This window comes from Mesorhizobium sp. WSM4840, assembly GCF_055811755.1.
The window spans coordinates 100403-112815 of record NZ_JBVVQD010000020.1 but is presented as its reverse complement, the minus strand read 5'-3'; the positions used below and the strand labels follow the sequence as shown (position 1 = coordinate 112815).

The following is a 12413-nucleotide window of genomic DNA, read 5'->3' as shown; positions in this document are numbered from 1 at the left end:
AACCATGGGCGCCCTTGCATGAAGGCCATCTCAGCTTGGTGCGCGCCGTACTTCAGCGCGCCGACCGGGTGATCCTTACCCTCTTCGTCAACCCGAAGCAGTTCAACGACGCCGCCGACCTTGCCACCTACCCACGCCGGGAGCATGAGGACGCCGCCAAGCTGGCGCCGCTCGGCACCACATGCTTTGCGCGCCGGATGCAAGAGAGATTTATCTGGAGTGGTTTGCCCACCGCGGTCGCGGTGAGCGGGGTGAGCGAAGGCCTATGCGGCGCAGCCCCGGCCATTTCGACGGCGTGGGGACATTGGTGACGAAGCTCTTTCTCCAGACCGGCGCCGGTCCGCCTTCTTCGGCGAGAAGGATTTGCAGCAGTTGCAAGTGCCCCGGCTTGCCCGCGATCTCGACATACCGATCGAGATCATCGCTTTCCCGACAGTATGCGAAGCCGATGGCTTGGCGCTGTCGTCGCGCAATCTCAGGCTGTCGGCCGAGCAGCGCGTTGCGGCGCCAAAGCTAGCCGAAATTCTGTTCGAAGCGGCCGAGAGGCTGGCCAAGGGACCGCCGGGCGAAGCTGTATTCGCCGAGGCGAAGAGATCCTTGCCGCCGGTTACAGAGAAGTTGAACGTCGCGAACTACGGGCCGACGACGATGTCGAGCTGCTTTCAGCGGCCACCCGATCGACCCTGGATTCGTCTCGTGTATGTACAGGTCGTGTCCCACCACGTGGTGTAGGTCGGCGGTAGCGAAGCCGGTCGCGAGCGCGCCCTCAACAGCGCTGTAGCGAGCGAGCGGCGTAGCGGCGGTCATCGATGTTCTTCGGTAGGGTTGGGTTGCTGACACAACCTGATTCGAAGGAACCACCGATGACCAACGACATGATGAACCTGCGCACGCTCGTAGAGAAGACCCCCGACGCCGATATCCTGCGCGAGATGATCGGCTTTGCCGCCGAGCGGCTGATGGAGCTGGAGGTGGGCGCTGCGGCCGGCGCCGACAGGAGGGCTGCACCGCTCACCGACGGAGGTCCGAGCCGAACCAACCCACGCTTGATTTGCCCCAGCTATTCGCCTCGCTCGCTATGTCGCGGCCCCCACATATCGGAAGTCCGACCGCCGGTTCAGAGATTTTTGATCTCGATACCGTATTTCCTCAGCGCGTAGCCAATCTGGCGCGGCGTCAGTCCAAGCAGGCGCGCTGCCTTTGCCTGTACCCAGCCGGATCTTTCCATGGCCGCGATGAGACGCTCGCGATCGGTCATCTTCGCGTCGCTTACGAGGGCTACCCGAACAGGCGCTGGCAGTGCCTGCTCGCTGTCAACAGGCGGGGCCCCAAAGGCGGCCGAAGCAAAAGCACCAGACGATTGCATGGCCGGGTTCAGTGGCGATGGTGCGATCGGCTCCGATTTCGGCGCTGTCTCCTTCGATGCGTTCTTCCATAGCATCGCGGAAAGGCATTGGCCGCGGCTGCAGTCAAAGTCCTTTCTGACGATTGACGCTCCCGCTGCCAGGGTCGCTGTCCGCTGCACGCAATTTTCAAGCTCGCGGACATTTCCGGGAAAAGCACAGTTCAACAGCACTTCAGTCGCACTCGCATCGAAGACCATCGTACGGCCGTTCTCGCTGTTGAAATTCTTGAGAAACTCGGCGGCAAGGAGCGGAATATCACTGCGCCTTTCGCGCAATGGCGGCACCAGCAAGGGAACAACGCTGATGCGATAATAAAGGTCGGCGCGAAACTCGTTCCTTGCAACAGCGTCTTCCAGGTTCCTGTTCGTGGCGCCAATCACGCGAACGTCGACCTTGATCGTCTGGTTGCTGCCGACGCGCTCGAACTCCTGCTCCTGCAGCACGCGCAGCAGCTTTGCCTGGAACGAGGCCGAAATCTCACCGATCTCGTCCAGAAACAACGTTCCCTTGTCGGCGAGCTCAAAGCGCCCCTTGCGCGAGTTGAATGCACTGGTAAAGGCACCCTTTTCGTGACCGAACAGTTCGGATTCCAGGACTGTCTCAGGGAGCGCTGCGCAATTGAGCTTGATGAACGGCCGCTTGGCGCGCCCCGACAGCTCGTGAATGGCCTTGGCGACCAGCTCCTTGCCGGTCCCGGATTCGCCGCGCAGCAAAACGGTGCTGTTGGACCTGGCCACTAACGCGACCTTCTCAAGCAGCCCGCGCAGCGCCGGGCTGTCGCCAATGATCCCCTTGACATGAGCCCTTTTGCCCTCATGCCCAGGCTGCTTGAGCTCGCCGAATTGCTTTTGCATCCGGATTTTCTCGGCCATCAGTCGCTCGCGGTCGGACGCGAACATGCGATGCAGCTTCACTGTCTGCCCAACCAGATTGGCGATTGTGGTAAGGAGGCGGAGGTCGTAATCGAGGAGGGAACCTGATTTGTTGTCCAGGATGCGGTCGATGGTCAGCGTGCCCACGACGTTCGCATCGACGCGAATGGGTACGCCGATGAACGACACTTTCATGTTGTCGGACGCCCCGAGCACGTCCTTGTCGGCGGCGTTGAAGGCCGGATCCACCGCTATGTTCTCGGCGACGAGCGCCATGCCCGTCGTTATGATCTGGTCGATCGCCGTCCGTGGCAGATGCTTCCGGTAGCGCTCATCGCTGCCTTCGCTCCAGCCGGCACCGACGGTCATGTCCGGTATGCCGGCACCGCCGAAGAGCGAGATGATGCCGTGCCGCACCTGCACCAACGATGGCAGGAGATCGACGACGTTGGCCAACGTGGCATCGAGCCCAGAGGGGGCGGTGAGTGCTTTCGATGTTTCGAAGATGTCTGGCGCCCTCTCGTGCAACGGCACAATAGGGACCACGGGATTCGTCTCGGACTTTGAATTAGGCCTTTTCATTTTTGGAAGCGATATGCAGCATGACGAGGTCTGCCTGGCACTTTGCTCGGAGTTGCGAGTATCGTGTTGTATGTGATCATCGATCTCGCGCTATGAAATCGATGCTCGAGGCAAATGCGCCTATTGTCCAGCGCGTGGATATCCTCGGCGAATCGCATTCGTGAGCGTCTTCGCTCCGCAGGCCGCTGCATAATCGACGAGTTTACTCCCCTCGGTCTGGCACGCGGGGATTCATTGAAGCACGAAAAGGCGTTGATGGAGATAGTCGTTACGCTTGATCCGCCAGCGAGACGGACGTCTGCAGCCGGCTTATCGCCAGCAATGAGCTTGCCGCCGAGATTATAGCGAGTGTCGACGCCAGTCAGGCCGCGGGCAAGCGCGGCCCTGGCAAGTTGGGGCGGCGTCATGCGGTCGATCGCAAAGCGGAGCGATGCTTGACGCATGGCTTTCCTTTCTCTTCCATGAAGTGCGGGTCGTCGTTCTCGGCTGACTGGCTTCCGCCGCGCAGCAACCGCGCGTTGTTAAACGAGACCGGAATGGGGGAGGTGAGTCAACCAAACTCCCGCTGCTTTTCTTTCATTTACGAAAGGAAATTTGGCTCTCACGATAGCATTTTATCAGCTTTTCAGATGTTTTCCGGTAGATAGATCTCAAACGGCAGAAAAGTCTGCCCTGGCGACTCCGAAGTGCCGGCCTTGATGGCCCGGGCCATCAGCGTCATCAGTTCCTGGCAAAGCCGGCGCTGCGGCGTGCCGACCGACATCGTGATGATGCCATCTGCGAGTGCTGCCCGTGACTCCGGCGTGATCTCGTTAACGATCGCGACGAGACCCCGGCTTTCGCCTTCTTCACGGAGCGCGGAGATCGCTCCCTCCATACCACCGCCGGCCACATAGAAGCCGACGAGTTCGGGTTCCCGTTGCATGAGATCCAGCGTGGCCTCGTAAGTGATCTGCCGTGCCTCAAGATTCACGAGCGGATCGAGCAGCTCAAATGTCGGTGCATTCTCACGGAAATAGGAGCGAAAGCCGACCTCCCGCAGCTCCTGCCCCTGAAAACGGTGGCTGCCGACAAAAACCGCCACCTTGCCCGGCCGTTTTGCGACCTTTGAAAACATCCACGCTGTCGTCCGCCCGATCTTGCGGTTGTCGAGGCCGATATAACCCTCACGTACACCTGCGGCGAAATCGGAAAGCAGCGAGAAAACGGGGATGCCTTTTGCCTTGAGTTCTTGGACGGCTGCCGTGATTGCCGGATGGTCCGGCGCCACCATGGCGATCGCGTGGCAGCGCGCGCCGAAATCCTTGAGCAGTGGAAGAAGGTCGCACGGCATGTGCGACGACGCGAATTGGATGAGCGGAATGCCATGGAAGCACTTCGCCGTGTTGACCGCCGCTTCGACCTCACGCGCCAAGCCCTGATAGAAGTGGTGAGCCGGTTTTCTCAGGATGAAGCCAAGCCGATATTGCGGCAGGTCCCGCTGCAGGCGCTGCTTGATAAGACCGGCGGCGTGATATCCGATGGCCTGTGCCGCCGCTAAGACCCGCTTCGCAGTCTCCTCCCGCACCGGATGACGGGCATTCAGAACTCGGTCAACGGTGGCAACACTGACCCCGGCTTCCCGGGCGATATCAGCAATTGTGGGTCGCTTCGCCATAGTCCGAGTCTGATTAAAACGACATCAGGAAAGAAACCCGGTAAAGGTAAGGTTCAGTAAAATCTATCATTCCTGCATTGATCCTGTTCGCTACCGGAATTCTTGTCGTGGCGTGGTGCGAGGTAGAAGCCGAAACGTGGAACGACGCGCCTTCCGACCGTCTTCGGCATCATCGTTGCCCATAGATCATGGATTCCTCTATGCCAAGATCGCTTTCGTTGCCTAGAGCGTGGGCGATTTGTTCAGCCGTGCCGACGAGAGCTGACCGCGGTGGCTCCGATCGAGCTCCGCGCCCGGTTCCACGAACCGGGCGTCCCAATCTTCGTTAGTATTAAATGCATCATAGATGGCTTGATGTGCGTGGTGACCGGTGGAGACCTGTGCGAGGCGCACATAATTCTGCACTCACTGCATTTCGGGATTCTTAATTTCATCTGCCCGCGAGAGGCTCTTGGAGCCTGCGGCTCGATTGTCCGGCGTTTGTGACCGGCCAGGCGATTCAACCGGTAGCGATGCTGCCGACTTGCTCGGCGCGGGCGCTACCAGTGGCTGGCCGGTTGATGTCTCGGCAGGCTGGTGGCCGCAGAAGGCAGCTTCCAATTGCGCCTGGTCCAATTCGCCTTCCCAGCGGGCGACGACGAGCGATGCCACCGCGTTACCGACGAAATTCGTCAGTGCCCTGCATTCCGACATGAAGCGGTCGACGCCAAGGATCAGAGCCATTCCAGCAACGGGAACAGCCGGCACTACGGAGAGCGTAGCGGCCAACGTGATGAAGCCGGCACCTGTGACACCTGCTGCACCCTTTGAGGAAAGCATCGCGACGAGCAGCAGGAGGACCTGATCGCTAACTGACAAATCCGTATTCGTCGCCTGCGCGATGAAAAGGGCCGCGAGGGTCATGTAGATATTGGTGCCATCCAGATTGAAGGAATATCCGGTCGGGATGACGAGGCCCACGACCGAGCGCTTGGCGCCGGCCTTTTCCATTTTCTCCATGAGAGAGGGCAGCGCGGCCTCGGAGGAGGACGTTCCGAGGACCAGCAGCAGCTCTTCCTTGATGTAGCGGATAAGAGAAAAGATCGAGAAGCCGTTGTAGCGACAGACTGCACCGAGAACCCCGAACACGAAGAGGAATGCGGTGAGATAGAAGGTCCCGACCAGCATCGCAAGGTTAGCCACCGAACCGATGCCATATTTGCCAATCGTGAAGGCCATTGCTCCGAAAGCCCCGAACGGCGCGGCTTTCATCAGTATGCTGACCAATTTGAAAACGGGTGCAGTGAGGTCCTGAAGGAAGGAAAGCACCGACTTGCCTGTTTCTCCGACCATCGCCAGCGCGATGCCGAAGAGGACGGAGAAGAACAACACCTGTAGAATGTTGCCTTCCACAAAGGCGCCGACAATCGTGTTCGGGATCATGTTCATCAGGAAGCCGGTCACGGACTGCTCGTGGGCCTTTGAGGCATAGCCATTGACGGCCTGGACGTCGAGCGAGGTCGGATCGATGTTGAGGCCGGCGCCAGGCTGAATTACATTGCCGACGATGAGGCCGACGATAAGCGCGAGCGTCGAGAAGGTGAAGAAATAGACCATCGCCTTGCCGGCAACACGGCCGACCTTCTGAAGATCGCTCATGCCGGCAATTCCAGTCGCCACGGTCAGAAAAATAACGGGCGCGATGATCATCTTGACGAGCTTGATGAAGGCATCGCCGAGCGGCTTCAGGTTTTCTCCGATTTGCGGATAAAAGTGGCCAACCGCAACTCCGAGGATGATTGCGACAAGCACCTGCACGTAAAGCTTGGCACAAAGGGTCTTGCGGGGTGCGTGGTTTGCGCTGGGGGCCAGTGGGGTCAACATGTAGGTTCTCTCTCCCTGACCGGTTTGGGGCGGGCTCTTCCTCCTTCCCGCGGCTTCTCCCATCGCGGCGCTCCGGTCGAACGCTGCTGCGATGTTGGTCGCAAGAGCCGTGCCAAGCCAAGAAAACGCGGAAATCGCCGGGGTCTCAGGTATTTCCTACAATTGCGCAGCAAGGGTTGTGTGGTTTTCCGCACTGATCGCCTTCCCTTCTGGCGGAACCCCGCACTATGGTTCGTCAATGCTCGGTCTGAAGAATGCGATGGCAGAAGAAGATATTGGCAAGGGCGCCTTCCAGCGCGCCCCATTGGTCTTCCCTGGCAGATCGGCCGGCGGTCGATCTCTCTGGCTTGCGGTTTTGCTTGCAATTCTTGGTGCGGCGCTCTGTTTCGTCGTCTTTGCAACGGGCCGCATTGCCGGCACCAGAGCGGAGTATGCCCTACGCGACCGTGCTCTTGCCGCGTTTCCTCTTGCAGCCGACAGTTTGAAAGGGGAGGTCGAGAAGCAGCGAGTGATTCCGCTGGTCCTGGCACGCGACGGTGCGGTTCAGAAGATGCTTCGCAGTCCGAGCACTGCCAACGAAGCCGCGCTTGATGACAAGCTTCGCGCCATCGCGCGCGACGCCGGCGCTTCTATAATCTACATCATTAATCCTGAGGGCATAGCGGTTGCTGCGAGCAACGCCGGCGCGCCGACCAGTTTCGTCGGCAGCGATTACCGCTTTCGCCACTACTTCACCGAGGCGATGGCGAATGGCGCGGCTATGCAATATGCGCTCGGCACGGTTAGCGCGCGGCCCGGGCTCTATCTCTCGAGCCGGGTCGATGGGCCGGATGGGCCGCTCGGTGTGGTTGCGGTGAAGGTGGAGCTCGACCGGGTCGAGTCGCGTTGGCTGGAGAGCGGCTTCGTGGTCTTCACGACCGATGAGCGCGGCGTGGTTCTTGCCACGAGCGTGCCCCAATGGCGTTTTGGCGCTCTCTCACCGCTTTCCGAAAAGGAGGCGCAAACCGCTCGCGATCGTCTACAGCTACCGGGCGCGACTTTCGAGCCGGTGCCACTTTCCCGCCGCGGCGGCAACCTGGTCACCGCAAGTCCTGAGAGTCGATCAGCCGGTTTCGTTGCGGTTTCGCAGAATCTCGGCAAAGCAGTTCCGGGCTGGCGCATGTCGTTGCTCATTCCCGCCGACACCGAGATCTCCTCGGCGGTCATGACAGCCCGCGTGACGACGCTGCTTGCCCTCGTTCTCGTTGGAATCGTCGCTTTCATCATTGTTCGACGGCGGCGGGCGGTCCGGCAGCGGCAAGAAGTGCTTGTATTCCTGAATGCGGAACTGGAGCATCGCGTTGAACTGCGCACGGCGGAGCTCCAGCGCTCGAACGAAGCGCTCGCCGGTGAGATCGCCGAGCGAGAGAACGCTGAGGCAAGAGTGCGCCGCTTGCGCGATGAACTCGCCCAGGCGAACCGCTTGTCTATCGTGGGACAGATAACGGCCGGGGTCGCCCACGAGATCAACCAGCCGGTCGCCGCAATCCGCACCTATGCTGAAAATGCCGCGCGTCTTCTTGGGATCGGCCGTTCGCAAGACACCGCCGAGAATCTGACCTCGATCGTCGCCATGACCGGCAGGATCGGCACGATCACCGAAACGCTAAGGTCCTTTTCCCGCCGCGCCAGCGGATCTATGGGACAGATACCAGCGGAAGACGCGATCGACGGCGCCCTGTTGCTTCTTTCAGGCCGAATTCGCGATTCCGGGGTGACGATCGAACGAAAGCGGATCGATCCATCTCCAATTGTCATGGCAAGCCGCATGCGACTGGAGCAGATCCTCGTCAACCTTCTCCAGAACGCGCTTGACGCTCTGAAGGACCAACCGGAGCCCCGGGTCGAGATAGCGCTCGCCGAACACGGGGAAATGGTCGCTATTTCCGTTCGGGACAACGGCCCCGGCCTTGCCCCCGATATTCGCAGGAGCCTCTTCATGCCGTTCATTACCAACAAGGAAAACGGTCTCGGTCTTGGCCTGGTCATTTCGGAAGAGATCGCACGTGAGCTCGGCGGCTCGTTGCGGCATGATGATGCCGGCCAGGGGAGAGGGACTTCCTTCACGGTCCAGCTGAGGCGCGCGGCATGAGTGCTGAAACAGGACCGGTCATTTTTATTGACGATGATGAGGATCTGCTCCGCGCAGCCACGCAGATGCTGAAGCTTGCCTCCTTCTCACCGAGCGTGTTCGGTTCCGCCGAGGCCGCGCTCGCCAGAATCGACGAGAACTTCGATGGCCCCGTTGTGAGTGACATCCGCATGCCCGGGCTGAACGGCCTTCAGCTCTTCGAGCGAGTGAAGGCGATCGACCCGGACATTCCGGTTGTCTTGATCACCGGGCATGGCGACGTCGAGCTGGCCGTTGCCGCCATCAAGGACGGCGCCTACGATTTCATCTCGAAGCCATATGCGAACGACCGGCTTCTAGTGACGCTGCATCGCGCTTCGGAAAAACGGCGCCTGGTCCTGGAAAACAGACGTCTTAGGGATGCGGTTGTCCGATCTGCGGGCGATATGCCGCTGATCGGGGAGGCACCGACCATGAGTCGACTGCGCGAAACTCTCCGCCAGATCGCCGATACCGATGTGGATGTCCTTGTGGAAGGCGAGACGGGCACGGGCAAGGAGGTGGTCGCGGATCTGCTTCATCGCTGGAGCAGACGACGCACGAAGCCCTTCGTTGCCCTGAATTGTGGAGCGCTGCCCGAAAGCGTCATCGATAGCGAACTTTTTGGGCACGAGGCAGGCGCCTTTACTGGCGCGCAGAGGCGCAGGACCGGTCGCATCGAGCATTCGAACGGAGGGACGCTCTTCCTCGACGAAATCGAGTCGATGCCGCCAGCACTCCAGGTGAAGCTTCTGAGGGTGCTTGAGACCCGGCAGATCACGCCACTCGGCACGAATGAAACCCGCAGCATCGACCTTCGCGTCGTGTCGGCTACGAAGGCCGATCTCGGCGATCCGGCCGCCCGCGGAGATTTCCGGGAAGACCTTTATTTCCGGCTGAATGTGGTGACGCTCCGCATCCCGCCGCTTCGCGAAAGGCGCGAAGACATCCCGATCCTCTTTGGGCATTTCCTGGAACGCGCCTCCAAACGCTTCGGCAGGCCAGTTCCGGACATAAGCGCTGGCGTGCGCGATCGCCTCATGAGCCACAATTGGCCCGGCAATGTCCGTGAACTCGTGCATTTCGCCGATCGCGTTGCATTGGGACTTGAAGGGGTAGGCACGCCCATTGCACCAGGTCGAAAGGAACAAGCGGTATCAAACCTCCCCTTGTCCGAAAAGGTCAGCCTTTATGAGGCGACCGTCATCCGCGATGCCTTGCAGGAATGCGGCGGCGACGTGAGGCGCACGATCGAAGCCCTGGGAGTTCCCCGCAAGACCTTCTACGACAAGCTGAAACGACATGGGATAGACTCGGCCGATTATCGAAAAACCGCCATTGGCTGAAGCCTTCTTGCTCGCATATCGCGGAAAGCTGCGATGAGGTGTTGGAATCCGGTGCATCGGAATTGCTAAACATGGAATGATTTATCTGCTGTCTCAACTTGGCTCGACGAAGAAGTTCGCCATTCTTGCAGAGTGACGGTTTCGAGAATCGGACCGATGGCGCGCAAGCGCCGGGCAAGACGGCGAGCAATCGGCACGCGGGCGCCGATCCTGGTCGAGGCAAAGCCGAATGCGCGCTGGTCGCTGGATTTCGTCCATGACCAGTTCGCCTGCGGCCGGCGCTTCCGTGTGCTCAACATCGTCGACGACGTGACACGCGAATGTCTGGCCGCGATTCCGGACACCTCGATCTCCGGCCGGCGCGTGGTTCGCGAACTCGACGCGATCATCGCGCGTCGCGGCCGACCGAACGCCATCGTCAGCGACAATGGCACCGAACTGACCAGCATGGCCGTGCTCAAATGGTGCCAGAAAACCGGCATCGAATGGCACTACATCGCCCCGGGCAAGCCCACGCAAAACGCCTTTGTCGAGAGCTTCAACGGTCGCTTTCGCGATGAGCTCCTGAACGAGACGCTGTTCTCGTCACTTGCTGAGGCCCGTTCCGCCATCACCAACTGGAAGGAGGATTACAACAACCACAGCCCTCACTCAGCCCTCGGCAACATCCCGCCGGTCGAGTTTGTAATGAAAATCAGGCTGGAAAAGCAGGCCGCATAAGGCCAGAAACAAAACCCGGGACTCTCCAAACCGCTGGAGGGAAGTCGGGGCTCAGGTCACAGCCTCTCGCCAATCTCGTTGCGTTCTTGTTTAGCGTTGCAACAGATTCTTCAAAGAAATTCATGGAATCTTTGCGACCGCAAATCGCTGTCAATGGTACGCTCACCACAACTTTCGAGTTCAGTGGCGGCAGAAATCTGGTGTCGTTTTATGTTCCGCCGCCGAACAGCATTTGCGAAGAGCGCGAAATGACATAGCCAGCAGGACGAGGGTACCACCCACGCGCAGATCGACTACAGCCAAGTCGGCCGCGATACGATACTCGATATTGGCTACGGACGATGCCATCGGCTTTGATGGTCGAAGTTGCGCCGTCGTTCTGGCTCTCACCGGGCAGTCGCGAAGAGCCTGAATTCACCTGGGAGAAGACGGACAGAGCCGACGACTTGCTGTGTGAAGCAGGACCGGCAGCTGCGTGAGCGCGGCTGGATCAAGCGCATACGGCAACCCTTTTCAACTCGCTAGAGTCGCGCCTGGCCGCGGCACGCGCTTCGACATCATGCTGACGGCTGTGTGATTGACACGGGCGGTTACCGGAAAGGCGGACAAAAGAGTGCGTTACGACATCGTTATTATCGGGGGAGCCATCGTCGGCTCTTCGATCGCCTACTATCTGCGCGAGGAAGGATTCTCGGGTTCGATCGCGCTGGTCGAGCGTGATCCGCAATTTTCCCATGCGGCAACGACGCTGTCTTGCGCCTCCATTCGCCAGCAATTCTCGATCCCGCAGAACATCCGCCTGTCGCAGTTCACGCTGAAACTGTTCCGGCGGCTGAAGGAAGAATTCGGCGCGGACGCCGACATCGGTTTTCGCGAGGGCGGCTTTCTCATTCTCGCCAGCGAGAACGGGCTGCCGATCCTGAATGCCAACCACGAGGCGCAGATGGCCGAGGGCGCCGACATCGTGCTGGAAGACGCTGACCAGCTGACGCGGCGCTTTCCCTGGCTGTCGGCAGAAGGCATTACCGCCGGCGCCTATGGCCGCAGCGGCGAAGGCTGGTTCGACGCGCATGCGATGCTGATGCTGTTCCGCAAGGCGCTGCGCGGCAAGAACATCGATTTCATCACCGCTGATGTGACCGGCATCGGGCGGCAGGGTGACCGCGTTGCCGGCGTCAGCCTCGACAATGGCGAGACGCTCGAGGCCGGCATCCTCATCAATGCCGCTGGGCCGAACGCCGGCAAGGTCGCCGAGCTCGCCGGGCTGGCGCTGCCCGTCGAACCGCGCAAGCGAAACGTCTTCATTTTCGAGGCGCGCGAGAAATATGCCGACATGCCATTGCTGGTCGATCCCTCGGGCATCTATGTGCGCCCGGAAAGCTCGGTCTACCTCACCGGCGGCGCCGAACCGGAAGAGGGCGACGGCCCGGCCGATCCCGGGGATTTCGACGTCGACTGGCCGCTGTTCGAAGAGGTGATCTGGCCGGTGCTGGCGACCCGCATCCCTGCCTTCGAGGCGATCAAGCCGACACGCGCCTGGGCCGGGCATTATGACTACAACACGCTCGACCAGAACGCAGTGATCGGCCCGCATCCGCAGGTCAAGAATTTCGTCTTCGCCAACGGTTTTTCCGGCCACGGCCTGCAGCAGGCGCCGGCGGTAGGCAAGGCGCTGGCCGAGCTGATCGTCCATGGCGGCTACCGCACGGTGGATTGCTCGGCGTTTGGGTACAGCCGCGTTGCCGAAGGGCGGGCGTTCAGGGAATTGAATGTGATCTAACAACAACGGCGCCGCGACGGTCTCCTTTGGTGCCGGCG

8 protein-coding genes and 2 pseudogenes are annotated in these 12413 nt (G+C 60.3%); 7 read left to right on the top strand and 3 right to left on the bottom strand.

Annotation, left to right across the window (positions count from 1 at the left end; genetic code table 11):
- Positions 1-38: 38 nt before the first annotated feature.
- The 3 genes and pseudogenes from AC0L3I_RS24595 to AC0L3I_RS24585 all read left to right on the top strand — a co-directional run.
- Complete coding sequence (locus tag AC0L3I_RS24595) at positions 39-311, top strand: pantoate--beta-alanine ligase (protein WP_473528515.1); 273 nt, start codon at positions 39-41, stop codon at positions 309-311.
- A gap of 52 nt (positions 312-363) precedes the next feature.
- The gene (locus AC0L3I_RS24590; protein WP_473528514.1) at positions 364-732 is read left to right on the top strand and encodes a pantoate--beta-alanine ligase; all 369 of its coding nucleotides are present in this window, start codon (positions 364-366) and stop codon (positions 730-732) included.
- A 131-nt stretch (positions 733-863) separates the two neighbouring features.
- Positions 864-995 (top strand): annotated as a pseudogene (locus tag AC0L3I_RS24585) (IS256 family transposase); the annotation flags it as partial.
- Between the two features lie 122 nt (positions 996-1117).
- On the opposite strand, the gene nifA reads toward AC0L3I_RS24585, so the two are convergent.
- From nifA to AC0L3I_RS24570, 3 genes are all read right to left on the bottom strand, one after another.
- On the bottom strand, positions 1118-2860 hold the full coding sequence (gene nifA, locus AC0L3I_RS24580) for a nif-specific transcriptional activator NifA (RefSeq protein WP_473528513.1): 1743 nt from the start codon (positions 2858-2860) through the stop codon (positions 1118-1120).
- 625 nt (positions 2861-3485) lie between these two features.
- Positions 3486-4517: a LacI family DNA-binding transcriptional regulator gene (locus AC0L3I_RS24575; protein ID WP_473528512.1), complete on the bottom strand. Its 1032-nt coding sequence runs from the start codon at positions 4515-4517 to the stop codon at positions 3486-3488.
- Between the two features lie 405 nt (positions 4518-4922).
- Positions 4923-6380, bottom strand: a complete 1458-nt coding sequence (locus AC0L3I_RS24570; RefSeq protein WP_473528511.1) for a dicarboxylate/amino acid:cation symporter — start codon at positions 6378-6380, stop codon at positions 4923-4925.
- Positions 6381-6639: 259 nt separating this feature from the next.
- On the opposite strand from AC0L3I_RS24570, the gene AC0L3I_RS24565 reads away from it, so the two are divergent.
- The 4 genes and pseudogenes from AC0L3I_RS24565 to AC0L3I_RS24550 all read left to right on the top strand — a co-directional run bounded on the left by AC0L3I_RS24565 (position 6640) and on the right by AC0L3I_RS24550 (position 12375).
- Positions 6640-8511, top strand: a complete 1872-nt coding sequence (locus tag AC0L3I_RS24565) for a sensor histidine kinase (RefSeq protein ID WP_473528510.1) — start codon at positions 6640-6642, stop codon at positions 8509-8511.
- On the top strand, positions 8508-9875 hold the full coding sequence (locus AC0L3I_RS24560) for a sigma-54-dependent transcriptional regulator (protein ID WP_473528509.1): 1368 nt from the start codon (positions 8508-8510) through the stop codon (positions 9873-9875). The genes AC0L3I_RS24565 and AC0L3I_RS24560 overlap by 4 nt, the downstream gene beginning before the upstream one ends.
- A 150-nt stretch (positions 9876-10025) precedes the next feature.
- A pseudogene (locus tag AC0L3I_RS24555) lies at positions 10026-10689 on the top strand (IS3 family transposase); the annotation flags it as partial.
- Positions 10690-11208: 519 nt separating this feature from the next.
- Positions 11209-12375, top strand: a complete 1167-nt coding sequence (locus AC0L3I_RS24550; protein WP_473528508.1) for an NAD(P)/FAD-dependent oxidoreductase — start codon at positions 11209-11211, stop codon at positions 12373-12375.
- Positions 12376-12413: the final 38 nt, after the last annotated feature.

Excerpts from the sequence above, each read along its gene's own strand:
- nifA (WP_473528513.1), bottom strand. The coding sequence starts at position 2,860 with ATGAAAAGGCCTAATTCAAAGTCCGAGACGAATCCCGTGGTCCCTATT.
- AC0L3I_RS24575 (WP_473528512.1), bottom strand. The coding sequence starts at position 4,517 with ATGGCGAAGCGACCCACAATTGCTGATATCGCCCGGGAAGCCGGGGTC.
- AC0L3I_RS24570 (WP_473528511.1), bottom strand. The coding sequence starts at position 6,380 with ATGTTGACCCCACTGGCCCCCAGCGCAAACCACGCACCCCGCAAGACC.
- AC0L3I_RS24565 (WP_473528510.1), top strand. The coding sequence starts at position 6,640 with ATGGCAGAAGAAGATATTGGCAAGGGCGCCTTCCAGCGCGCCCCATTG.
- AC0L3I_RS24560 (WP_473528509.1), top strand. The coding sequence starts at position 8,508 with ATGAGTGCTGAAACAGGACCGGTCATTTTTATTGACGATGATGAGGAT.